The 23,750-nt window shown below is 57.9% G+C and carries 22 protein-coding genes and 1 riboswitch; of the genes, 12 read left to right on the plus strand and 10 right to left on the minus strand.

The genetic code is table 11. The annotated features are described in order from the left end of the window. Window positions 1-168 precede the first annotated feature (168 nt). Both ACW9UQ_RS15075 and ACW9UQ_RS15080 read left to right on the plus strand, forming a co-directional pair. Window positions 169-792 (plus strand): plasmid partitioning protein RepB C-terminal domain-containing protein, encoded by a 624-nt coding sequence (locus ACW9UQ_RS15075; protein WP_458931849.1) that lies wholly within the window; start codon window positions 169-171, stop codon window positions 790-792. A gap of 983 nt (window positions 793-1,775) precedes the next feature. After that, window positions 1,776-1,919, plus strand: coding sequence for a hypothetical protein (locus tag ACW9UQ_RS15080; RefSeq protein WP_458931850.1), 144 nt, complete (start codon window positions 1,776-1,778; stop codon window positions 1,917-1,919). A 351-nt stretch (window positions 1,920-2,270) separates the two neighbouring features. Here the strand turns inward: ACW9UQ_RS15080 and ACW9UQ_RS15085 are convergent, their stop codons facing one another. Then, the gene (locus ACW9UQ_RS15085) at window positions 2,271-2,825 is read right to left on the minus strand and encodes a metallophosphoesterase (RefSeq protein ID WP_458931851.1); all 555 of its coding nucleotides are present in this window, start codon (window positions 2,823-2,825) and stop codon (window positions 2,271-2,273) included. A gap of 17 nt (window positions 2,826-2,842) precedes the next feature. Next, window positions 2,843-3,235 carry a hypothetical protein gene (locus ACW9UQ_RS15090; RefSeq protein ID WP_458931852.1) on the minus strand — a complete coding sequence of 131 codons (393 nt, stop codon included), beginning with the start codon at window positions 3,233-3,235 and terminating at the stop codon, window positions 2,843-2,845. A gap of 192 nt (window positions 3,236-3,427) precedes the next feature. Here ACW9UQ_RS15090 and ACW9UQ_RS15095 point away from each other — a divergent pair, with 192 nt between their 5' ends. Beyond that, a complete protein-coding gene (locus tag ACW9UQ_RS15095) occupies window positions 3,428-3,673 on the plus strand; it encodes a helix-turn-helix domain-containing protein (RefSeq protein ID WP_458931853.1) in 246 nt (81 codons plus the stop codon). 123 nt (window positions 3,674-3,796) lie between these two features. On the opposite strand, the gene ACW9UQ_RS15100 is transcribed toward ACW9UQ_RS15095, so the two are convergent. After that, a complete protein-coding gene (locus ACW9UQ_RS15100) occupies window positions 3,797-6,058 on the minus strand; it encodes an adenosylcobalamin-dependent ribonucleoside-diphosphate reductase (protein ID WP_458931854.1) in 2,262 nt (753 codons plus the stop codon). Window positions 6,059-6,246: 188 nt separating this feature from the next. Between ACW9UQ_RS15100 and ACW9UQ_RS15105 the strand changes: the two genes are divergently transcribed. Further along, window positions 6,247-7,431, plus strand: coding sequence for an alkaline phosphatase D family protein (locus ACW9UQ_RS15105; protein WP_458931855.1), 1,185 nt, complete (start codon window positions 6,247-6,249; stop codon window positions 7,429-7,431). A 54-nt stretch (window positions 7,432-7,485) separates the two neighbouring features. Here ACW9UQ_RS15105 and ACW9UQ_RS15110 read toward each other — a convergent pair whose 3' ends face one another. The 3 genes from ACW9UQ_RS15110 to ACW9UQ_RS15120 form a co-directional block, all read right to left on the minus strand. After that, entirely contained in the window at window positions 7,486-8,013 is a 528-nt protein-coding gene (locus ACW9UQ_RS15110) for an outer membrane protein (RefSeq protein WP_458931856.1), read from the minus strand. Between the two features lie 264 nt (window positions 8,014-8,277). Further along, a protein-coding gene (locus ACW9UQ_RS15115) for an IS5 family transposase (protein ID WP_458931857.1) occupies window positions 8,278-8,996 on the minus strand; the annotation gives its coding sequence in 2 pieces (ribosomal slippage) (window positions 8,278-8,663 and window positions 8,663-8,996; 720 coding nt in all). A gap of 219 nt (window positions 8,997-9,215) precedes the next feature. After that, window positions 9,216-9,533, minus strand: coding sequence for a TraR/DksA family transcriptional regulator (locus tag ACW9UQ_RS15120; RefSeq protein ID WP_458931858.1), 318 nt, complete (start codon window positions 9,531-9,533; stop codon window positions 9,216-9,218). Between the two features lie 140 nt (window positions 9,534-9,673). On the opposite strand from ACW9UQ_RS15120, the gene ACW9UQ_RS15125 reads away from it, so the two are divergent. Beyond that, window positions 9,674-10,510, plus strand: coding sequence for a universal stress protein (locus ACW9UQ_RS15125; protein ID WP_458931859.1), 837 nt, complete (start codon window positions 9,674-9,676; stop codon window positions 10,508-10,510). A 69-nt stretch (window positions 10,511-10,579) separates the two neighbouring features. On the opposite strand, the gene ACW9UQ_RS15130 is transcribed toward ACW9UQ_RS15125, so the two are convergent. Then, the gene (locus ACW9UQ_RS15130) at window positions 10,580-11,482 is read right to left on the minus strand and encodes an ROK family protein (RefSeq protein WP_458931860.1); all 903 of its coding nucleotides are present in this window, start codon (window positions 11,480-11,482) and stop codon (window positions 10,580-10,582) included. Window positions 11,483-11,580: 98 nt separating this feature from the next. On the opposite strand from ACW9UQ_RS15130, the gene ACW9UQ_RS15135 reads away from it, so the two are divergent. Continuing rightward, a complete protein-coding gene (locus ACW9UQ_RS15135) occupies window positions 11,581-12,756 on the plus strand; it encodes a capsular polysaccharide export protein, LipB/KpsS family (RefSeq protein ID WP_458931861.1) in 1,176 nt (391 codons plus the stop codon). Beyond that, on the plus strand, window positions 12,731-13,630 hold the full coding sequence (locus tag ACW9UQ_RS15140) for a glycosyltransferase family 92 protein (RefSeq protein ID WP_458931862.1): 900 nt from the start codon (window positions 12,731-12,733) through the stop codon (window positions 13,628-13,630). The genes ACW9UQ_RS15135 and ACW9UQ_RS15140 overlap by 26 nt, the downstream gene beginning before the upstream one ends. Before the next feature lie 69 nt (window positions 13,631-13,699). Here ACW9UQ_RS15140 and pnp read toward each other — a convergent pair whose 3' ends face one another. The 3 genes from pnp to ACW9UQ_RS15155 all read right to left on the minus strand — a co-directional run bounded on the left by pnp (window position 13,700) and on the right by ACW9UQ_RS15155 (window position 18,438). Further along, window positions 13,700-15,826, minus strand: a complete 2,127-nt coding sequence (pnp, locus tag ACW9UQ_RS15145) for a polyribonucleotide nucleotidyltransferase (protein ID WP_458931863.1) — start codon at window positions 15,824-15,826, stop codon at window positions 13,700-13,702. Between the two features lie 204 nt (window positions 15,827-16,030). Beyond that, window positions 16,031-16,300, minus strand: a complete 270-nt coding sequence (gene rpsO / locus ACW9UQ_RS15150) for a 30S ribosomal protein S15 (protein WP_458931864.1) — start codon at window positions 16,298-16,300, stop codon at window positions 16,031-16,033. Between the two features lie 587 nt (window positions 16,301-16,887). Further along, on the minus strand, window positions 16,888-18,438 hold the full coding sequence (locus ACW9UQ_RS15155) for a substrate-binding domain-containing protein (RefSeq protein WP_458931865.1): 1,551 nt from the start codon (window positions 18,436-18,438) through the stop codon (window positions 16,888-16,890). Window positions 18,439-18,736: 298 nt separating this feature from the next. Between ACW9UQ_RS15155 and ACW9UQ_RS15160 the strand changes: the two genes are divergently transcribed. The 5 genes from ACW9UQ_RS15160 to ACW9UQ_RS15180 all read left to right on the plus strand — a co-directional run. Continuing rightward, complete coding sequence (locus ACW9UQ_RS15160; protein WP_458931866.1) at window positions 18,737-19,924, plus strand: MFS transporter; 1,188 nt, start codon at window positions 18,737-18,739, stop codon at window positions 19,922-19,924. 25 nt (window positions 19,925-19,949) lie between these two features. Then, window positions 19,950-20,056, plus strand: a riboswitch (TPP riboswitch). Window positions 20,057-20,101: 45 nt separating this feature from the next. Further along, the gene (gene thiB / locus ACW9UQ_RS15165; RefSeq protein ID WP_458931867.1) at window positions 20,102-21,097 is read left to right on the plus strand and encodes a thiamine ABC transporter substrate binding subunit; all 996 of its coding nucleotides are present in this window, start codon (window positions 20,102-20,104) and stop codon (window positions 21,095-21,097) included. Next, window positions 21,073-22,659 carry a thiamine/thiamine pyrophosphate ABC transporter permease ThiP gene (locus ACW9UQ_RS15170; RefSeq protein WP_458931868.1) on the plus strand — a complete coding sequence of 529 codons (1,587 nt, stop codon included), beginning with the start codon at window positions 21,073-21,075 and terminating at the stop codon, window positions 22,657-22,659. Before thiB ends, ACW9UQ_RS15170 begins: the two co-directional genes overlap by 25 nt. Further along, complete coding sequence (locus tag ACW9UQ_RS15175; protein WP_458931869.1) at window positions 22,646-23,353, plus strand: thiamine ABC transporter ATP-binding protein; 708 nt, start codon at window positions 22,646-22,648, stop codon at window positions 23,351-23,353. The genes ACW9UQ_RS15170 and ACW9UQ_RS15175 overlap by 14 nt, the downstream gene beginning before the upstream one ends. Before the next feature lie 140 nt (window positions 23,354-23,493). Further along, window positions 23,494-23,750, plus strand: a 257-nt coding sequence (locus tag ACW9UQ_RS15180; protein WP_458931870.1) for a transposase, incomplete at its 3' end; no start/stop codon positions are given.

Here is a 23,750-nt window from a genome sequence, read left to right on the forward strand (position 1 = left end):
TTTGATCATCCCAATGATTTGGACTTCCGTGAAACGGCTCTTTCGCATTCGTTTGCTCCTTCAAAAGGTTGAGCAAACTCTACATCAGAACGAGGGAAGTTTCGGGGGGCAGGTCACCATCTACGCCTCGAGGTGCTGAAAGATCATGGGTATGTTGAGACGCAATGCTTGATTTCGACCGACGATGAAGCCTTCACGTACAACAAGCGGATCAACCGTCTTGCGACCATTCAGGAGCATAAGATGATCTTGCGGGCCCTGTCCTTGGGCGTCCCCGAGGAGCGCCTAGCCAGTGCCCTGAATGTGAACATCAAGACGATCAAGGAGAAGCGCCGCCTGCTCGACGGTATCTGCGACGAGGCTGCTGAGCTCTTGAAAGACAAACAAGTTGCCCTGACCAGCTTTCAAATTCTCAAGAAGATGAAACCCATGCGCCAGATCGAAGCGGCGCAGCTTATGGTCGCCATGAATAAATTTACGATCAATTACGCCCGGTCTCTTTTGGCAGCGACAGCGGAAAACATGTTGGTATCCGCTGCCACGCCGAAGAAGATCAAAGGGATTTCGCGTGAACAGCTTGAATTAATGGAACGCGAGTCCGCCAACCTGGAACGAGAGGTTCGGCTCGTCGAAGACAGTTACGGTGCGGACCATCTCGATCTCGTTCTGGCACGCGGATACATATCAAAGCTGATGAGCAGTGATCGGGTCGCGCGATATCTGTCTCTGCATCATGAAGAGTTCATGCCTGCATTCGAAAAGATCACTGAAACGGAGGCCTTCGCATCCTGACGGCCTTATTGGGCCATGTCGATTTGGGGACCCGGACCCATGAAGCGCGGGGACCGCAGGAGACGCCGCTCTGCGGGGCGGATCAAGTGCGGTGATGGGGATGGCGGCGGACCCGTCGGAGCCCATCACGTCGGGCCACATGCCCGGCCAATTCTGTTCCAACCCGTCTGCGCGTGCTCATCATTTTGCGAGTACGCGCAGACAACCCCTGGCAGAAACCATGTGTCGTAACAAACCGTGAACGTCGCTGAACGGGTGTTATGTTAAAGCGTTTCGAGTTTACCTTGAGACATCACATAAAATCGAAACGCGTACACCATATAGGCTTATCACTGCGTTTCGGGGTAATCCTTTGTCTCAGGTTTATCCCGAAACGCTTTAACCGCCTTCTACTTGAGTCCTGTGGCCGTGGCAGGCTTCGGTCGTGTAGAAATATCTTACCGCAAAGTGGGCACATCGCTAAGGTGCAGACTGCGAATCAACCGGAAGGAAAATCACATCGCAGACTTTGAAAAAGAATATGCATTTGCAGGCGACATGAACGCGCAGTTTCGAGTCATCAAAGAAGCGTTCCACAGTGGAGATGAGCAAAAATTCGAACGGGCGCTTCGAACTGTGATTGACGCGAGAGACAACCTTCGCCGTGGAATTCTTGATATGTTAAGAGACGTTGATTGATATCAATCCGCTGCGTTCCATCAGGCAGATAGCGAGTGCTTCAGGGCACCTAGCGCTTGATCGCGGTTGGTGACTTCATGTCAAACAGAACGGCGAGTTGGATCCATAACCGCGGTTTTTATCATGGATAGCCTAACACAAAAAAACCCGCTAAGAGACCCGCATGATGAAATTGCGCAAACATAACACCCCCACTTAGCGCCCGAATTTATAGCGGGCGGCTTCGCGCTGTTCGCCTATGATGATCATCATCTCCGCATCCATCCGTCGCCGCCCGTGTAACCAACGCACGACGGAGAACACACATGACCAACTGGTATACTGCCGATACCCATTTCGGGCATGAGAATGTCATTGGATTCTGCAATCGCCCCTTTCGCAGCGCGGGACAAATGGATGCTATCATGATCGAGAACCTATGGGCAAAGGTGAACCCTGATGATGTGTAGTGGTTCAGATGTGATCTGACAGTTGGCCGTTTTTCTGGCGGCGTCTGTCAGGTGAAGTTCAGTTCACGAACTTTTGTATAGCCTTCCAACACGCCCTCATCTTTGGCAACGCTGTTAGCATACCGACGACGTTCAGGGTACGTGATGCTACTCCGACCCCCAATAGTAGTGACACTGAAATTCGAGACCTGTGGTATGTGCCTTCTGATCCAAAATTGGATTGGTAACCCACAGATCGGTTTAGATGTGTCTCTAAGCCTGTGTATGTGAATTTGTTCAGATCGCCAATGTCAGCTTTCACCAACGCGTGTAGGGCAGTTTGCCGGCACGGCGAAGGTCCGCAATCCGCCATCATTTTGGTTCAACGTCATGCCAGTGCAGGTTCTTGGGCAAGTCTTTAGCCCGAGCGGCCACATCATCGAATTGAACCGGTGCAAAATCCCAAACATCGCCCCCAAGGTTCACGGAGTTTCTTGAGCCAAGCCAATTATTGTGTACATGACCAAACATCTGAAGAGCGCCGCGCCTCGCATGGTTCCATGTGATCAGGGGGTAGTGGCAAAGTGTGTTCGATTGCTTGAGCGGGCCGTCACGCAGTTCAACAAGCGGCGATACCGTGTCCCAAGGCAGGTTTAATGTCAGCTCACGATCATGGTTCCCGACAATCAAGTGCTTTCGAGCGCCAGGCAGTTGATCAAATATCGCCTTAAGGTAGCCAACATCCTTTGACCTAACGCCGAAAGCAAAGTCGCCTACGATCCACAGGTCGTCATCCTCGCAAACTCTATCGCACATGTTTGCGATCAAGACAGCATCCATTTCCTCCACAGAGGAAAAGGGACGATCACAAAATTTCATGACGTTCTCATGACCAAAATGCGTGTCGGCGGTATACCAGATCGTCATTGGATCAGCAGTTGATACTAAGCTTGGAAAGCCCGGAATTCTTCCGGTGCGTAATCAAGAGCAAGCAACTTCAATAAGATCAGATCCAGCGGCAGCTGAGTTTCGGTCCATACTCCATTTTCTGTTTTGACGCTAAGATCATAGCCACCTCGTTTGTTGGAACTGAGCAGTATCTCGCGCCCGTTTAGGAAGTCCCAAAGTCTTAACGGGTTCGGGTAGTCAGCATTCTCTGGGTCCAAATCCATCCCGGAGCACTTTGACAATACTGATGGCAATGCCTCCATCAAAACGTTCCAGTTTCGCTGCCTCTCTTGTGGTTTCAGCGGCTTCGAATCGGGCGAAATGGACCCAGCAGCAACTTTCAGCGCAAATACTGGGGCAAACCTTGTCTCGAAATCGCTTTGAGTCATTGACTTTCCCCTCAGAAACTTGCGCTGAGTACTGGCTTATATGTTTACCAAATTCCGCTGTTTTTTGTTCCTAAAGCCGCCTCAGACGGGCCCTCGACGGAGCTCCAGCAGAGAAGACAGTTAGGCAAACAATTCCCACGATTCATAGTATACTTCATATACAAACCCGTAAAGACCCGAGAAGCCAATTGCATGGAAGAGCGATCGGATAAGTTACTCAGTTCATTTGCATTTGTGGTGCGCCGGCGCCGGACCGAGCTTGGGCTAACTCAAGAGGAACTTGCACACAGGGCTGGTGTTTCGATGCGTTACATCTCTCTTCTAGAGACGCAAAAGCACCAACCGACGCTTGATACGATAAATGGGCTCAGCGAAGGACTCGAGACCTCAATGACTGCGCTTGTCTCCGAGATCGAAGATCTGCTTCGCAAAGACTAGTCCATTGAATTAAAGATACTTTATTCCTTCATCGCAACCAATGAGGTTTGAAGCAGAGGCCATTTCGTGACCCAAATGGCCATGTCGAGTGACGTTTTTCATTCACACTCCACAATCCACCTGTTAACTACACTTGGAATATCCGCATTCAAGGCAAGTCATACACCCCTCGACCATTTGCAGCGCATATTGGCCGCAGTTGGGGCAGGCTTTGCCGCGAGGGCGTTCGCCGACGCGCAGGACTTCGATCTGGGGGTCGGATTTCAGGCCCATGCCTTCGCCTTCCAGAAAACCGGTTTCGATCATGTGGCGCTCTATAACACCGCCGATGGCCGCAAGGATCGACGGGATGTATTTGCCATCCATCCAGGCACCGCCGCGCGGGTCGAATACCGCTTTCAGTTCCTCAACCACAAAGGACACGTCGCCGCCGCGCCGAAAGACGGCTGAGATCATGCGGGTCAGCGCCACGGTCCAGGCGAAATGTTCCATATTCTTGGAATTGATAAACATCTCGAACGGGCGGCGGGTGCCGGCGATAACCACGTCGTTGATGGTGATATAGATCGCGTGCTCGCTTTCGGGCCATTTGATCTTGTAGGTGTTGCCTTCCAGCGTTTCCGGCCGGTCGAGTTTCTCGGCGATATAAATTACCTCGCCATCCTGGACCGGGGCTTCGGTTTCCGCGGCCTCAGAGACACTCAGGACAGAGCCGGTCACGTCATTGGGCCGGTAGGTCGTGCAACCTTTGCAGCCCTGATCCCAGGCGGCCATATAGACCTGCTGGAAATCTTCAAAGCTGATATCGGCGGGGCAGTTGATGGTTTTGGAAATGCTGCTATCCACCCATTTTTGTGCAGCGGCCTGCATGCGTACATGGTCCAGCGGGGCAAGGGTCTGGGCGTTGACGAAATAGTCGGGCAGTTCCGCATCGCCGTGCTTGTCGCGCCAGCCCTGCACGGCGTAATCGACCACCTCTTCCTCGGTCCGCGTACCGTCTTTTTGTAGCACCTTGCGGGTATAGGCATAGGCAAAGACCGGTTCGATGCCCGAAGACACATTGCCCGCATAAAGGCTGATCGTCCCGGTCGGCGCGATAGAGGTGACCAGCGCGTTACGGATGCCATGTTCTGCGACCGCCGCGCGCACATCCTCATCCATCGCCTGCATGGTTTCGGAGGCCAAAAACGCGTCCCGATCAAACAGCGGAAACGCCCCCTTCTCCGCTGCCAGATCAGCCGAGGTCAGATAAGCCGCCCGCGCGATCTGCCGCAACCAATGCTCGGTCAGTTCCGCCGCCTCTTCAGAGCCATAGCGCACCCCGACCATCAGCAACGCATCCGCCAGCCCCGTGACCCCCAGCCCGATCCGCCGCTTCGCCACTGCCTCGGCCTGTTGCTGTGGTAAGGGAAAACGGGACACATCGACGACATTGTCCATCATCCGGACCGCCGTCGCGACCAGCTTTTCCAGTTGTCCTTCATCCAGCGCAGCGTCTTCCGCGAACGCATTGCGAACCAACCGTGCAAGGTTGATGGACCCCAGCAGACAGGCACCATAGGGCGGCAGGGGTTGCTCGCCACATGGATTGGTCGCGCTGATGGTCTCGGCGTAGTGCAGGTTGTTCTTCTGGTTAATGCGGTCGATGAAGATCACACCCGGTTCGGCATAATCATAGGTCGCCCGCATGATCCTGTTCCAGAGGTCGCGCGCCTCCACCGTGCGATAGACCTTTCCGTCAAAGACCAGATCCCAAGGGGCGTCAGCCTTGACCGCCTCCATAAACGAGTCGGTGACCAGCACCGACAGGTTGAACATGCGCAGGCGGGCCGGGTCCTGCTTGGCTGTGATGAAATCCTCGATATCCGGGTGATCGCAGCGCATGGTGGCCATCATCGCGCCGCGCCGCGCGCCCGCCGACATGATGGTGCGGCACATCGCATCCCAGACATCCATGAAACTCAAAGGACCCGATGCATCCGCCCCCACACCCTTCACCGATGCGCCCTTGGGCCGGATGGTGGAAAAATCATAGCCGATGCCGCCGCCCTGCTGCATGGTCAGGGCCGCCTCTTTCAGCGTGTCGAAAATGCCGCCCATATCGTCGGGGATGGTGCCCATAACAAAGCAGTTAAAAAGGGTCACCGCACGTTCGGTGCCCGCACCGGCCAGAATGCGGCCTGCGGGCAAAAAGCGAAAATCTTCCAAGGCCGTGTAGAAGCGGTCTTCCCATATCTTGGGAGCTTCCTCTGCGGCCGCCAACGCACGCGCCACCCGCCGCCAGCTGTCCTCGACGCTTGCATCTATGGCTGCGCCATCGGGTGACTTGAAGCGATACTTCATGTCCCAGATGGTCTCGGCGATGGGGGCTGCGAAACGCGACATCATCTACCTCTGGTGTCTGTCGGACGAGGGTGCCGAAGATATATGACGCAAAGCGGACCGGCAATCCAGCCCGCCAAAAAAACTATAAAAAACCTTCAAGCAAAGATCACCGGACCATCAACGTTGCGGCGCGATATGCCTTTCAGGCCTCCTTTGCGGGGCCGCTCCCCAGTCGCAAGGAAACTATGATGACCAAGCTATATCGCCCCAGCCGCCGCGCGGTGCTGGCCGGTTCTGCCGCGTTTGCCACCTCGCTCGCTATGCCAGGCATCAGCCGTGCCCAATCCCGCCCGGTTTTCACCCACGGCGTCCAATCCGGTGATGTCGACACGCAATCGGGCATGATCTGGACCCGCACCGACCGCCCGGCCCGCGTGATGATGGAGGTGTCCACCAAAGAAAGCTTCGCCGATCCGGTCCGGCTGACCGCTATGAACGCCCTGCCTGAAAGCGACTTTGCCATCAAACGACTGGTTTCCGGCCTGCCCTCGGATCAGGACATCTTCTACCGATTCACCGCTGCTGATCTGTCCGAGATCAACGTGACCTCCGAACCGGTCACAGGTCATTTCCGCACCGCGCCAACCTCGCGCCGATCCGTCCGCTTCGCCTGGTCGGGCGACACCGCAGGTCAGGGTTGGGGCATTGATGACGATGGCATGGCAACCTATGCCACCATGGCCCGGCACAAGCCTGATTTCTTTATCCATTCCGGCGACACGATCTACGCTGACGGCCCGATGCAGGACGAGGTGGAAAAAGACGGCGCAGTCATCTGGAAAAACACCACACTGATCGACGCCAAACGCAAAATGGCCGAGACGCTGCAGGAATACCGCGACCAATGGAAATACAACATGATGGATCGGCATGTTCAGAACATGAACGCAACCGTTCCGACCTTTTTCCAATGGGACGACCACGAGGTGGTGAACAACTGGTCCGATTCAAAGGATATGATGGCGGATGATCGCTATACTGAGAAATCCGTGCATCTGCTGGTCGCCCGCGCCGATGGCGTGATGCATGGCGCCTATGACGAAGCCGAGGCGACCGCCCGCATTCAGGCCTTCGAAACCGCCGGGGCGGATTGCGTCTATGTCCCTGTCCTGCCGGACCTGGAGGCCGTCCGGCGGATCTGTGCTTCCGTCAAGATACCGGTCAATGTGCTGGCGGTCGGGGCAATGGCCCATGTTAGCCGAGACACGATGGCCGCTGCCGGTGTCGCGCGGATTTCAGTCGGGGCCGCCTTGGCACGCACCACCCACAAAGTGCTGATCGAAGTCGGGCAAAAAATGCTGTCAGGTGATTTCAGCAGCCTTGGCGGAATAGATGGCGAGCAAGTTGACGCGCTATTGCTTAAAGGTTCCTGAAAAGAAAAGGGGCAGCCTTGCAAAAGCCGCCCCTTCGATTAAGTCTAATACCGATCAGAAATGGAAAGACATCCGTGCCTGGAAGGTGTGAATATCCGAACTGGCGGCAGGCTCTCCACCCAGTGAATCGAAACTGTTGAAATTGTATTCGCCACCGATGGTCAGGTGATCCGTCACCTGGTAATCTACCCCAGCACCAACCACATAGCCAAACCCGTCCAAGCCATTTGCACCAACAGCCAGGTTCGTATAGGCCGCACCAGCCGTACCATAGGCCAGCCAACGCCCGCCGTCGTAACCGGCTTTCACCTTAAAATGCGCCAACTGGTCAAAACCGACGCCAGGGGCAACGTTAATCGCACCGAAGTTGTAGTCAAGCTCACCGCCGACGACCATCTTACCGAAGTCGCGGTTATACCCAACATGCACGCCGCTAACCGATCCGTCAAAGTTCGCCGGAATGCCCACTACGTCTGCAGACCCATATCCGATCTGTGTCCCCATGTAGAACCCGTTCCAGTCCGCAGCCTGAACAGGTGCGGCAAGCAGCGCCGCTGCAGCAATTGCGTATATCTTTTTCATGTCTCACTCCACTTATTAGCTCATCAGAGCCGATGCTATACTTACATGTCGTTTGAAACCGAAGAGCGGTTCAGCGCCAATTTCATTTTCCTCTAAAATCTAGGGTTTGTTGACGTTCACCGTGTTTGAATGATTGCCGCTGCAATCGAGATGAAGGCTTTGAAGCTCTGGTCTGTCTTGCATGAACGCATCGCTATCCCTCTGTTTTCCTTCAACTTGCCGAAGTGGTTTTCAATTAAAGCGTTTCGAGTTTACCTTGAGACATCACATAAAATCGAAACGCGTACGCCATATAGGCTTATCACCGCGTTTCGGGATAATCCTTTGTCTCAGGTTTATCCCGAAACGCTTTAGGTGCCGCCATTTGTAGGTTTCTTTGTCGAGCGTCGCGGGGAATTTCCGATTGGATTTCGGCGGTATGACTGGGGTGATGTCGCGTTCCAGAAGATCATTTCGCAACCAATCTGCATCAAAAGCCCTGTCCGCCAATAAATGCTCGGCAGATAGATCACGGACCAACGTTTCAGTCTCGCGCAGATCGTGGACCTGTCCGGGCACCAGGCAGAAATCAACGAGGGTGCCGAGTGCGTCTGTCAGAGCCAGTATCTTTGTCGTTATGCCGCCACGAGAGCGCCCGATGGCCTGGCAAAGAGTCCCCCTTTTGCGCCCTGACCCGAGCGGTGGACCTTCACGATCGTGCCGTCAATCATCGCGTATTCCAAGTCTGTGTCTGAAGCTATTGCTTTGAACATGCAGTGAAAAGCATCCGCTTTGACCCACCTGCGGAACCGCTTGAACACGCTGTTCCATTTGCCAAATTCGCCTGGAAGCTCACGCCACTGCGCCCCGGTGCGGACGATCCACAGAACAGCTTCCACAAACAGACGGGGATCACGCCCGGTTTGTCCCGGATCTGACGACTTTCCAAGGCAATACGGTTCAATGATGGCCCATTGCGCATCGGTCAAAACTCTTCGGGTCAAGGCTGCTCTCCTCTGTTTGCAACCTTGAAGCAGAAGTCAGCTGATTTGGGAACCCTGAACGTCAACAGCCTCTAATCAGAAATGGGCAGCACCCGGTTTTTCGGGCAAACGACCTGCGCTTGTCCGAAGGGGGGAATGATTAACCGGGTGCTGCCCGACGTCGACGTCAGGCGGTGTCACTTAAGCGTTTTGTTCAGAAGGGCTACAGGTAACCCTGCATCACCTCGCACAGGTGCGACAAAACGGCGTCTGCGGCAGCAGATCAAGGCGCGCTTCAGAAATGTTCTCGCCGCATCTGACACAATCGCCATAGGTCCCCTCAGCCATACGGACGAGCGCTGCACGGATCATGGCAACTTCTTCCAGACCGGATTGCCCCATGGTTTCCAGCACCTCGTCTTCCTCCCGCTCTGACGCGCGGTCCTCAAAGTCCTTTGGCACGGGTTGGTCCAGGGTATCTTCGATCTCGTGCAAGCGGTTATCCAGATCGGCCAGCCGTTGTTCCAGCTGCGCTTTTCGCTTGGCAATATCGGTCATTTGGTCCTCTCCTGAAGGCGATTGTCACTGATGTCTGCAGTTTTTCACCACCAAACAGGGTTAGCATTGACCCAGCGCAATTCGCATGCGGAAGTTTTGGGGCAGACTGGTACAAAGTCAGGCTTTCAGGAGAACAAGCCATGAGTCTCAAATCCATACTAAGCGTGATACGGCCAGACGAGGACCAGATTACCCTGAACAAGGCAGTCGATCTGGCCCGTGCAGCCAACGCGTATCTGAACATACTGGTCGCCGATGAAATGCCGGTGCCGATGGTGTCCGCCTATGACATGGTCAACACCGATATCTGGGCGCGGCAATCAGATGAGGCACGCACGGCCGTTAAGGACCGGACAGACGCCATTGAAAAGATGCTGGCGCAAGACAACGTGAAAGGCTCCGTGTTTGGAACCGTTGCTCAGGCCGCCAATTTCTCGGACGTGGTGGGGCGTGCGGCGCGGTACAATGATCTGACCTTCATCCTGTCAGGCGAAGACACCGACAAACGGCTGCGCGAGGCGGTCATCGGCGGTGCCCTGTTCGAATCCGGCAGCCCGATCCTGATGTGCAGCAAAGAACAGACCCCAAATCCAGCCCCCAAACGGGTGGTGATCGGCTGGAACGCCACGCCGCAATCAGGGCGCGCCGTGCGCGGAGCCATCGACATCCTGAAATCCGCGCAGGAAGTCACCGCCGTTCTGGTCGATCCCGAGCCCAGCTTTACCGGTCACGGCGAAGAGCCGGGGGCTGACATCGCAGCCCATCTTGGCCATCACGGTATTTCGGCAGAGATCACGCGCCTGCCGTCGCAAGGCCAAAGCGTCGAGGATATCCTGCGCCGCTCGGTCAGTGATACAGGGGCTGAGATGCTGGTGATTGGCGGCTACAGCCATTCCCGGCTGCGGCAACGCATCTTTGGCGGCACGACATCCTCCATCATAGAACGCCCGCCCTGCCCGATTTTCATGGCGCATTGATTGCGCGGCAAAGGTATGAAACCCGTGCCGGCCCTGACTGATAAGCAGGGCCGGACACAGCCTACTAAGCTACAACCAGGCAGCCCCGCGAACGCCGGAACTGTCACCAAACTTGTTCGGCAAAATCCGGGTGCGGAACCGGTCACCAAACACATGCGGGCGCGTGGTCTTGGGTAACGTCTCATACAGCCGCGCGACATTCGACATACCGCCGCCCAGCACAATGACATCCGGGTCCAGAATGTTGATCACCGTGGCCAGCGACCGGCCCAGCCGGTCCTCATAACGTTTCAGGCAGTCTTCGGCGCGCGTATCTCCGCCCATTGCCATCGCCACAATCTCGGGCGCAGGCAGGCCGTCCTTGGGCTTGATACCAGCGCTGCGGGCATAGTCAGCGGCGAAGGACGGACCGGACAGCCAGCTTTCGGTATGGCCCGGCACGCCGCAACTGCAGAGCGGGCCCGGGCGCTCTTCGAAAGTCGGCGATGGCAAGGGGATATGGCCCCACTCACCGCCGATGGCGTTGATCCCTTCAATCGGCTTTCCATCCACCACGATGCCGCCACCAACCCCCGTGCCAAGGATCACACCGAACACGACGCGCGCACCGGCCCCGGCTCCGTCCACCGCCTCTGACAGGGCAAAACAGTTTGCGTCATTGGCGATCTTAACCGGCCGCTCCAGACGCTTACCCAGATCACCGCGCAAATCATGCCCATGCAGCCAGACCGAGTTGCCAAGCGTCACATAGCCGGTATCCCGATCCACCGATCCCGGCACACCAATCCCGACCGAGGTACAGGGCTGGCCCGCTTCCTGCTCCAGCCGCTGCATCAGCCCGTGCAGAGCCTCTAGCCCGCCGGTATAGTCAAACCGCGGTGTCTGCACCCGGCCACGGGCCAGCTCACGGCCTGCATCGTCCAGCGCAATACCGGCAATCTTGGTGCCGCCATAGTCAAATCCGATGCGCATTACGCTCCCCGTTTTCCGCTGCTGCCCGGGTCTGCCTCAGCTTTATCTTGAAGTCCAGAGGTCCAAAGCCTAAAACAACCAGAAGACTAGGGTGCCCAATGCAATTCCTCCGTTTTGAACATGACCGGTTTGCCTGTCTGGCAAATGCGCTCGGTGCCGATTGCAAAGTCGCACAAGCCGGGCGAGCGCACGGATTTCAGGCACTGCGGCGGCAGCATGGTCTGTTTGGCGCGCTTGGCCGCTGCATATCTGCCGTCATATCCCCTGCCAAAAACCCGGACTTTCCCCTGACCGCCGGCAATATTCTGCGCAAACGCATCCGTTTGCCCTGGCTGCGATATGTACCGCTGTTGCTGCCGCTTTATGCCCGGGCCAAATCACTGTCTGCGACACTAAGCGGTGCCGCCATCAGCGCAGCGCTGGCAGATCATCCCGATCTGATCGTTCTGATCTGGAATGGCAGTATCCACCCCGAAACGGCCGTCGCTGAACGGTGCCGCAGGATGGGTCGCAAAACGCTGTTCCTGGAACAGGGGTTCTTCCCAGACACGCTGCAAGCCAACCCCAAAGGCATCAATGCGCTCAGTTCATTGCCTCGTGAAAAAGAATTTTACCTGAACTGGACACCCCCCGCGACGGCAATCCTGCCCGAAACCCTAGGACAGCGCACCAGCAAGGTCAGCCAAACGCCGCAATGCGCTTTGCCCGAACGCTTCATCTTCGCCCCATTCCAGGTACCCAGCGACATGCAGATCACCCGGCTATCGCCCTGGATCCCTGACATGACGGCCTTTCATACTGCACTTTGCGCCGCGGCCGAGGCCAACCCGGATGTGCATTTCGTGATCAAAGAGCACCCTTCATTCCGCCGCTCGATCCAGTCCCATATCACGCCGCATCCCCGCGTCAGCTTTCACAACGCACAGGCGACCCCTGACCTGATCCGCAAGTCGCAGGCCGTCGTAACCATCAATTCAACCGTCGGGATAGAGGCATTGGTGCTGGACAAGCCCGTGATCGTCCTTGGTGACGCGATCTACGGCATTGAGGATCTGGTGCTGCTCTGCCCGAATCAGACCGCACTGAACAACGCCGTTGCCGCAGCCCCCGACTGGTCCTGCGACGCAACACTGCGCGACCGGTTTCTGCGCTATATCCGCACGAACTTTCTGATCGAAGGCAACCTCGAAGCGCCACACCCCCGCACCGCCGAACAATTGGCAAACCGGGCCGCACAGGGGATTACACATGCTGAAGCGTCTGTTCAAAGATAACACCCTGCGCCGCCTGCGCATCCAGACACCGCAATCGCGGGCGGATCGGCGGGGTTTGGCGCTGATCCTGATCGTCAAGGATGAGGCATCGTATGTCGAAGAATGGGTGCGCTTTCACAAAACCGTCGGCGTGCGGCATTTCCATATCTATGATGACGGCTCCACCGACGGGACCCCGGACGCCTTCCGCGACTGCCTGCCCGCCGAGGATCTGACCCTGATCCCCTGGTGCGGCGAATACACCGACTATCGCCGCCGTGACCGGCTGCTGAACCGGCAAGTCCTGGCTTATGCCCATGCCATCATGAATTTCGGCGGGCGCTATCGCTGGATGTCCCCGCTGGATATCGACGAATTCATCCTGCCGGTGCAGGACGACACCATCGAACAAGCGCTTGAGGCCGCAGACGGCTTTCCGAACATATCGCTACCCTGGCACATGTTCGGCCCGTCCGGCCATCAAACCCCGCCGTCCGAAGGCGTCTTGCGCGGCTATACCCAGCGCGCACGGCAGCCGGTTTCAGACAATAAGGGCCTGACCAATTTCAAGCTGATCCTTGACCCGTGTGAGGTTGATATCATCGGCATCCATGCCGCCACAACCAAATCAAACGGCTGGAAAACCGCCAATGATATCGGCCAGATCGCCGATCGCGGCGAACGCGGACCGGATTTCTATTCCGCCTCGCGTCTGCAGCTGAACCACTATTTCACCCGCTCCCACCAGGATCTGGAACGCCGCCACGCACGCGGCTGTATCGACACCGAGCGGATGAAAGCAAAAGCAGTGACTGATCAGAAACTACGCGACATCCTTGCCGATCCGGTCGAGGATCGAACAGCAATCAATGTATGTGAGCGTTTGGGAATATAGCGCGACAATATCCGCGTTGTGACTTCAGACCTGCGCCCCAAACCGGGGCGCAGATCGTGTTAGGGGATCTTACTCGTCGTCGCCGGAGATTACTTCACCGGTTTCCTGATTAACGACTTTCATCGACAGGCGGACCTTGCCGCGGTCGTCAAAGCCCATCAGTTTGACTTTCACTTCCTGACCTTCCTGGACGATGTCCTTGGGGTGGCTCACCCGCTCGGCTGCCATCTGGCTGACATGGACCAGACCGTCACGCTTGCCGAAGAAGTTCACGAAAGCACCGAAATCCATGATCTTGACGACCTTGCCGGTGTAGACTTCGCCCACTTCAGGCTCGGCCACGATCGAATGGATCATGTCATAGGCTTTCTGGATCGCTTCGCCGTTAGGGCTGGCGATCTTGATCACACCATCGTCGTTGATATCGACCTTGGCACCCGAGGTTTCAACGATCTCCCGGATCACCTTACCGCCTGATCCGATCACTTCACGGATCTTGTCGGTTGGCACGGTCATGGTCTCAATCCGTGGGGCATGGGCCGAGAATTCGGTCCGGCCTTCGGACAGGGCCTTGCCCATCTCGGTCAGGATATGCAACCGGCCATCCTTGGCCTGTGCCAGCGCCTGTTCCATGATCGCCGGTGTAATCCCTGCAACTTTGATGTCCATCTGCAGCGACGTGATACCGTTTTCGGTTCCCGCCACTTTGAAGTCCATGTCGCCCAGATGATCCTCATCACCCAGGATATCGGTCAGAACCGCAAAATCCTGCCCTTCCAGGATCAGACCCATGGCCACACCAGCCACCGGTGCTTTCAGCGGCACACCTGCATCCATCATCGACAGCGAGCCGCCACAGACTGACGCCATGGAGGACGAGCCGTTGGATTCAGTGATCTCAGACACCACGCGAATGGTGTAGGGGAAGTCGGTTGCCGCAGGCAACACCGCCTGCAACGCGCGCCAGGCCAGTTTGCCGTGACCAATCTCACGACGGCCCGGGCCCATCATCCGGCCAGCCTCACCCACCGAATACGGCGGGAAGTTATAGTGCAGCAGGAAGTTGGAGCGGCTTTCGCCATGCAACGCGTCAATGATCTGCTCATCATCTCCGGTGCCCAACGTGGTCACAACCAGACCCTGCGTTTCACCACGGGTGAACAGAGCAGAGCCATGCGTGCGGGGCAGCAGGCCAACCTCGGACACGATCGGGCGGACGGTGGACAAATCGCGTCCGTCGATCCGCTGGCCGGAAACCAGGATATCGCCGCGCACCACTTCGCTTTCCAGCTTTTTCATGGCCGAACCGAGGTTCTTGTCCGCAAGCTCGTCTTCGCTCAGCTGTTCCTTGATCGCATCACGCGCAGCGCCAACGGCGGCCTGCCGCTCCTGCTTGTCGGTCAGACCGAAAGCCTTACGCATCGCAGCTTCGCCCAGACCCTTAATCTTGGTATAAAGGGCCGAGTAATCCGGCGGTGTGAAATCGAACGGCTCTTTCGCCGCTTCACCGGCCATATCGACGATCATGTCGATCACAGGCTGCATCTGGTCATGGCCAAACTTGACCGCGCCCAGCATCTCGGCTTCGGACAGTTCATAAGCCTCGGACTCAACCATCATCACTGCGTCTTTGGTCCCGGCCACAACCAGATCCAGACGCTGCTCGGGGTTATCGCGCAGCTTGTCCATGTCCTCAACTGCAGGGTTCAGGATGTAATCCCCATCGACAAACCCAACACGGGCACAGCCGATTGGCCCCAGGAACGGCGCACCCGACAGGGTCAGCGCAGCCGAGGCGGCGATCATCGCAACGATATCCGGGTCATTTTCCAGATCGTGGCTCAACACTGTACAGATAACCTGGGTTTCGTTCTTGAACCCTTGGACAAACAGCGGGCGGATCGGACGGTCGATCAGGCGCGATGTCAGCGTTTCCTTTTCGGTCGGACGGGCTTCACGCTTGAAAAAACCGCCTGGGATTTTCCCGGCGGCGTAATATTTTTCCTGATAATGCACAGTCAGCGGGAAGAAGTCGAAGCCTTCCTTCGGCTGTTTTTCATACACAACAGCCGCCATCACCGATGTTTCGCCATAGGTGGCGATCACGGCGGCATCTGCCTGACGCGCAATCTTACCCGTTTCGAGTGTCAGCGTATCATGGCCCCACTCGATGGATTTTTTGATTTCTTTGAACATTCTCGTTTCCTCTCCGGCAGCACCCCTTGGTGTCTGCCGTGTTGATGGGCCGTTTGCGGCCCGGACCCCCGGTTTCATCTTATCCCGATGATCAGCCCGGGGTCGGGGGCGTCTCATCTACGCGGACATGCGCGGGTTTCGTAAGGGCGGACCGCGCGGCCCCAGAAATGACAAGGCGCGCCATGTTGGCGCGCCCGATCAGGCTTAGCGGCGAATGCCGAGTTTTTCGATCAGCGTCTGATAGCGCGGTTCATCCTTGCGCTTGACGTAATCGAGCAGCTTGCGCCGCTGGGCGACCAGTTTCAGCAGACCACGGCGCGAATGATTGTCCTTCGCGTGGGTTTTGAAATGCTCGGTCAGGGTTGTAATGCGGCTGGTCAGAATCGCGATCTGGACGTCCGGGGATCCGGTGTCGCCGTCCTTGGTGGCGTATTCCTTGATCAGCTTTGCCTTGTTCTCTGGCGTAATCGACATCGTTTTCTCCTTGGTTCGTATAGGGTTAGCGCCATCCGATGGGCCACAGCCGGGATGTCGTCCAGCCGGGTCGTCACGGATACACATGACCCCGGCAGACAAGCCACCGCAGATCACCGGGGGCTTATGGCGCAAACGGCTGAAAAAGAAAAGCTATTTCGGGGCGTCTCAGCGCCATGGTCGGACAGGGCTGATCTGCAAAGCGCGCATTTGGCCGAGCGTGTATTGGCCGCAGCCAGCCAGATAGGAAGATGCGTCCTGCGTTGCGGCACAGAACCACGACTGCGGCAACACAAGTTGCCCGTCTATCTTGTTTGAGGAAAATGGCGGAAGCCCGGCCGGCGGATCAGGTCTGGAGGGGTAACCTGACCGACCTGGCCGGGCTCTCCCTTATCTTGATACGCTGACGTCGTTGGAGGGGGAAATCATCCCAAGACCGGGATAATCCGTCGAAAAAGACTGACACGCACACCGCATTCAAGAACTCTGCAAACTGATTACTACTCACCTCAGACGCTAGGCATTCTGGGTTAACAAAACCCTAAGCCGAGCCAGAAATTTCCTATGCAGAAGGATAGGTTAGCGGTTTATCTTGCGTTGCGAAGCCAGACCTCGACCCGCCGGTTCAACGCGCGCCCGCTTTCATCGTCATTGCATCCCAGCGGCGCAATCGAGGCGTAACCAAACGTGCGGACATTGCCCAGCCAGGGCGCATTGCCTCCGGCCTGAACCAACAGATCCCGGACCGTCTCGGCCCGCTGGCGCGACAGATCGGCGCTTTCGGTTGTATCCTCCAACCGGTCGCTGAACCCCAGCACCTGAATTTCCTTGTTGGTCATATCAATCGTATTGAAATAGGCCGCTAATGCCTGCGCCTGCTCTGACAGCGTATCACTGGGCCGCGTATCACTGGGCGGGAACCAGAACATTGTGGACAGACGCTCAGCCTCTGACAGGTTGCCAAACAGGCGTTGCACAGCCACCAGCGTATCCGTGTCGCGCACATCCGTGATCGCAGAAATCAGATGCTGACCATGACTGTCAATCGAGCGCGTCGAGACCGAGCGATCCACAAGCCCTGAATCCAGCACAATGCTCTGCACGAAATCGTTCTTGGCATAGTCCAACATCTGGCGCGCATGCAGTGGCAAGGACTGACGCGCGAAATATAGATGAACCGGCTGAACAAGCGGGTATTCGCCAGACTTGATCGTAAACACGCTGGCCTCAATCGGCAGCCCGCACAGCCCCGCAATCGAAAGCGCCCGTGCATTACGTAGGGTGGAAAACGTGCCGATGCCGATGGCATTGGGGTTGTTCAGAACAAGGTCCGAAACGAACCCGTCCTCGACCACCTGCAACTGCGCGCCGAGGCTTTTGCCATTCGGGGCCAGCACGCTGGTTTGCAAAGCATCCATCGCCGAAGACCCCTGCCCCGGCACAAGAATTTCGATCGGCGCGCTGGCGCCACCCAACTGGCTCCAGTTCACAACCTCGCCCGAGAAAACCTTGGCCAGGCTTTGCGGGTCAATGGTACGCACCGGGTTTTCCGGCGCAACAACCACGACCAGACCATCCAGCGCCAGCATTTGTTCGTTAGACGCCCCAAAGCTGCCTTTACCACTTTGCTCAAACGCCGCCTGTTCCTGATCTGTAACCGCTCGGTCAGAGACAGCAATCGCCGACTGTCCTGACAACAGATCAGCAATAGCCTCGGTGGAACTGCGGGCGTTCAGAGTGATATCAGCCTGCTCCTGCCCGTCGGAACTGACGATACGAAACGCACTGCTATTGTCGCCAGCAAGGTCCTGAAAAACATCCGCATCCTGATCCTCACCATAGGTGGTGATGATATCAGGCACCAACAGCGCGGCCAGTCCCGGCGGTGCCGAAATAGCAAAGACCGAAGGCAGCGCATCAAGATTGGGGCAGCCTGCCCCACTGCAAACCACGGTTGCCGCATTGACCGAAAACACGCCCACCGGCGTCTGAACCTTAAAGTTCACACCATCATACTCAAGCAGCTCGCCCGAGATCGACGCCGTGCCGTTGATTGAATCAAGCCGCACCTGCTGGGCGGCAGCGGTGTGGCCAAAGCAGATCGACAAAGCCAGCAGACAAGGGAAAAGGGTTCTCATATCTCAGCCTCCTATCCCGCAACTATGGGTTTGGTCAGATCGTTGCGGCTGGCTTTGCGTGGCTGTCATTTTCATCGTCCCGATTTGTAGCGCGTGTCGCATCGCGTTTCTTCTACACGTCGCCCCACTTCTTGGCTTAGCATAAGCTACTGTATGCGTTATTCAATCTGACTTCTTCCATTAGCCTTGTTTTTTATGCGATCTGCGATATTCCGCCACTGGCGCTATCCTTTTCACACCGAATCCGGCATAGTCCTACCGCAAGGTCCAAGTGCCCTTTCTCAGTCTAGGACGTCCCATGACAAATGCTGATACCGCAGCCCCCGTTTCCCGGGCCGTGCTGCCCTTGCTTCTGGCCTGCGCAACCCTGACGATCATGGCTGGCGCGACGATCTCGCCCTCACTGCCAGATCTTTTGGATCAATTCCGCAACACACCAGACGCGGCAACTTTGGTCCCGCTGATCCTGACAGCGCCGGCTGCAGCTATTGCTATTTCCGCCCCGCTCAGCGGTTTACTGGTGGATCGGAGCGATCCGCGAAGGGTGCTGCTGGCGGGTATCGTTCTTTATATTCTGGCGGGCACCTCGGGGCTTTATCTGTCAGGACTTGGCCAGATACTTGTTGGCCGGGTTCTGCTGGGTCTGGCTGTCGGTGCGATCATGACGGCCTCGACCACGCTGATTGCGCATTTCTTTGCCGGACAGGAACGCGCCAAAGTGTTGGGCTTTCAGGCCTCCGCCATGGGCTTTGGCGGCGTGATTTTCATCATGGCTGGGGGGCTGCTGGCCGATCTGTCCTGGCGCGCACCTTTTGCTGTCTATCTGGCGCCGCTGATACTGTTGCCGCTGGTCATCCGCGCCCTGCCTCCGGTCAATCGCAGCGGCACAGTCGCGGCAGAGCCGGGCGCAAGCGACCGGTTTCCCATCCGATTGGCCGCCGGTATCTACGCGCTGACCTTCCTGAATATGCTGATCTTTTACATGGTGCCCACCCAACTGCCCTTTCTGATCCGGGAACTTGGGGCCGAAAAAGCCTCGACCGCAGGCATGATCATCGCGCTGATCATGCTCAGTTCCGCCCTGTTGTCGCTCAGCTTCGGGCGCATCCGCGCAAGGCTGCATTCGATGAGCATCGCAGCCCTCAGCTTTACTGGCATCGGGCTAAGCTTTGTGGCCATATCACAGGCGCAAAGCCTGGTGGCCATCATCCTGATCGCTCCCGTTCTTGGCATCTCAATGGGAGCAATGATGCCCAGCCTGTCGACCTGGCTGTTGTCCCGTGTGCCTGCGCCGATGCGAGGCCGGGCCAACGGGATGTTCACCATGTCAGTCTTCTTGGCCCAGTTTCTATCCGCCTTTGTCGGCTCGGCACTGGTGCATCAGGGCGGGCTGCGCATGGCGTTCTGGCCGATGGGACTGCTGGCCTTGCTGCCCGCGCTGGCCCTGTCGGTCGCCGCCGTGATCCTCACGAAAAGACTGGCTTGAACTTCGCCGCAGACCGCTTATCCTGTCGCCAGCCTCGGGGTGCCAGCATATGCTGGCTGAGATGCAAATCCTTGCGAACCCGTTGAACCTGAACCGGTTAACACCGGCGGAGGGAAGGTCAGCCCGAAATCCATTCGGCTTGGCAGTCCTGTCCGCCCTTGCGACAGGAGACGCAAAATGAAATTCACCCCCATAGCCCTTGGCGCGCTTCTGCTGGCCGGGGCCGCGCAGGCACAAGACCGCACGCTGCTGATCTATACCTATGACAGCTTCATTTCCGAATGGGGTCCTGGCCCGGTCATCGAAAAGGCGTTCGAAGAAACCTGCGACTGCGATCTGCAATTCGTCGGTGCCGGGGACGGTGCCGCCCTGTTGTCCCGCCTGCGGCTTGAGGGTGCCCGCAGCGAGGCCGATATCGTTCTGGGCATCGACACATCCCTGTTGGCCGAGGCGAAACAAACCGATCAATTCGCCCCGCATGAGCTGACCCCCGACAACCTGACCCTGCCCATCGACTGGTCGGATGACACCTTCCTGCCCTATGACTGGGGCCATTTCGCCTTTGTCTATGACACCACAAAGCTGACCGATGTGCCAACCAGCTTCGAAGCGCTGGCCGCCGCACCCGATGACCTGAAGATCGTCATTCAGGACCCCCGGTCCTCGACCCCCGGGCTGGGCCTGCTGATGTGGGTCAAGGCCGCCTATGGTGATCGGTCAGGCGAGATCTGGACCGGCCTCGCCCCGCATATCGTGACCGTCACCAAAGGCTGGTCCGAGGCCTATGGCATGTTCCTTGAGGGCGAGGCAGACATGGTGCTGTCCTATACAACCTCGCCCGCCTACCACCGGCTGGCAGAAGAGGACGACACCAAAGCCGCCGCTACATTTGAGGAAGGGCATTACCTGCAGGTTGAGGTTGCGGGCATGCTCAAAACCTCAAAAAACCCTGAGCTTGCACAGGAGTTCCTGCGCTTCATGCTGACAGACGGCTTCCAGTCCGCGATCCCCCAAACCAACTGGATGTACCCCGCCGCTATGCCTGCCGACGCCCTGCCCGAAGGCTTCGGTGCACCGGTGGCACCGGAAAACACGCTTTTGCTGCCGTCCGAGGATATCCCGGCACTGAAACGCGAGGCGCTTGACGAATGGCTTCAGGTCCTGAGCCGTTAAGCAGCCGCATGGCCCAGGGCACGGGCTGGGCGGTCCTGGGTCTGGTACTGGCGCTGAGCTTCGGCTCGGCGCTAGTGCTTTTGGGGATGACGCCCGATGGCGGGTTGCGCCGGGGGCTGGGCTCGGCAGAGTGGGCCGCAATCCGGTTCACTCTGTTTCAGGCGCTGCTATCGGCTCTGCTATCCTGCGCCCTGGCAATCCCTTTGGCCCGCGCCCTGATGCGCCGCCGCTTTGCCGGGCGCACTCTGCTGATCACGCTTCTGGGCGCGCCGTTCCTGTTGCCTGCCATCGTCACCGTCACCGCTTTGCTGACCATCTGGGGACGTGCGGGCCTGATCAGTCAGGGCGTGCAGGCAATGGGCGGGCCGCCGCTGTCAATCTATGGCCTGCCAGGCATCCTGCTGGCGCATGTGTTTTTCAACCTGCCGCTGGCCACACGCCTGCTGATCCAGGGCTGGCAATCCGTCCCGTCCGAACAGTTTCGTCTGGTCGCGCAACTGGGAATGGGACCCGGCGCGGTTCTGCGCTTCATCGAATGGCCCATCCTGCGCAATGTGCTGCCCGGCGCGTTCGTGCTGGTGTTTCTGCTTTGCATGACCAGCTTTGCCATCGTCCTGACACTGGGTGGCGGGCCCTCCGCCTCGACCATCGAATTGTCGATCTATCAGGCGCTGCGCTTTGACTTTGACCCGTCCGCCGCCGCCCGTCTGGCCCTGGTACAATTCGCCATCTGCGGCAGCATCGCCCTGATCATCCTGCGCATCGCCCGCCCCCTTGATCTTGGCGCGCGCTTCCGCCCGCCTGAGCGCTGGGACCGGCCCGGCGGCTGGCGGTTGGCCGCTGATACGGGGCTGATCCTTGGCGTCATCCTGTTTCTGGGCGTGCCGCTTGCTATGCTGGCGATCTGCGGAGGACCGGCTTTGCTGGACGGTCTGCCCGCGGGGATCTGGTCGGCGTTGGGGCTAAGCATCACCATCGCCATCACCTCTGCCCTGCTATCGGCAGCAATGGCGCTGGCCTTGGCCGCTCTGATCCTGCGGCTGGGCCAGCGCGCCGCCTGGGGGGCGGAGGCCGTGGGCCTGATCATGCTGGCCGCCTCGCCTTTTGTCATTGGCACCGCTTTGTTTGTTGTCCTCAACCCCTTGGTCTCCCCCTTTGCCATGGCGCTGCCGGTGACCGGACTGATCAACGCGGTGATGAGCCTGCCCTTCGCCCTGCGCGCCATGCTGCCTGCACTGGCCGGGATCAAGGCCAGCCATGGCCGCCTCGCCGATAGCCTTGGCGTCAGCGGCTGGAACCGCTGGCGACTGGTGCTCTGGCCCGGCCTGCGCCGACCACTTGGCTTTTCCGCCGGGCTGGCTGCCGCTCTGTCCGCCGGTGACCTTGGCGTCATCACTCTGTTCGCACCGCCGGGGGTCGAGACCTTGCCGCTTTACATGTACAACCTGATGGGCGCCTACCGGACCGAGGATGCCGCCGGCGCCGCCCTTGTCCTGCTGCTGCTCAGCCTGTCGCTCTTTGCCCTGTTCGATATCGGAGGCCGCACCCGTGCTGATACTTGATCGCGCTGAAATCCGGCTGGACGGCTTCACCCTCTCCGCAGACTGGAGCCTACCAAAAGGCGCACGTGCGGCCATCATCGGACCATCAGGCGCGGGCAAATCGACCCTGCTGAATGCCGTCGCCGGGTTCGTCCCGCTTTCCACCGGCCGGATCAAGGCGGCAGAGACTGACATCACCGAGACCCCCCCAGCGGCGCGCCCGATCACCATGCTGTTTCAGGACGGCAACCTCTTTCCGCACCTGACCATCGCGCAAAATGTTGGGCTGGCCCTGGATCCAGGGCTGAAACTGACTGCCAACCAATGGCAAGCGGTCGAGGACAGCCTTGCCCGCACCGGCCTGACCGGCTTTGGCCCTCGCCGCCCCGCCAGCCTGTCCGGCGGCCAGCAAAGCCGCGCAGCCCTCGCCCGCGCCCTGCTGCGCAACCGCCCACTGCTATTGCTGGACGAACCTTTCTCCGCCCTCGGCCCCGCATTGCGGTTAGAGATGCTGGACCTCGTGGCCGAGATTTGCACCCAATCCGAGATGACCCTGCTGATGGTCACACATACCCCCGATGATGCCCTGCGCATCGCCAACCAAACAGTCCTGGTCGCCGACGGAACCGCCGCCACCCCAACCCCAACCCGCGACCTGCTGGACAATCCTCCACCGGTTCTACGCGATTATCTGGGTCTTGGCGGCATGAAATAGTGATATATTCTGAACAAACGATTTCTGGATTTCCGAGTGTATCATACACAATACGAGTTACTATCTCTCGTCTAATTCGAGCCGTTTCGACCTGAACCGCCCCTTGTTTGCCGGAGACCCAGAAGTAAGGATACTGGGTTATGGGAAAGACGAAGAACGGAACACGTTATCCAGAAGAACTGCGCAACAGAGCGGTGCGGCTGGTTTTGGATCACGAGAGCGAATATGCGAGCAGATCTGCGGCAATCTTGTCGATTTCTCAGAAGGTTGGATGCAGCAGGGATAGCCTGCGCATCTGGGTCAAGCAGCATGAGACGGATACCGGTCAGCGTGAGGGCGTGACCAGGGCAGAGCGGGATCGCATCAAAGAGCTTGAGCGCGAGAACCGACAGCTGCG

The organism is Halovulum sp. GXIMD14793 (genome assembly GCF_054457435.1).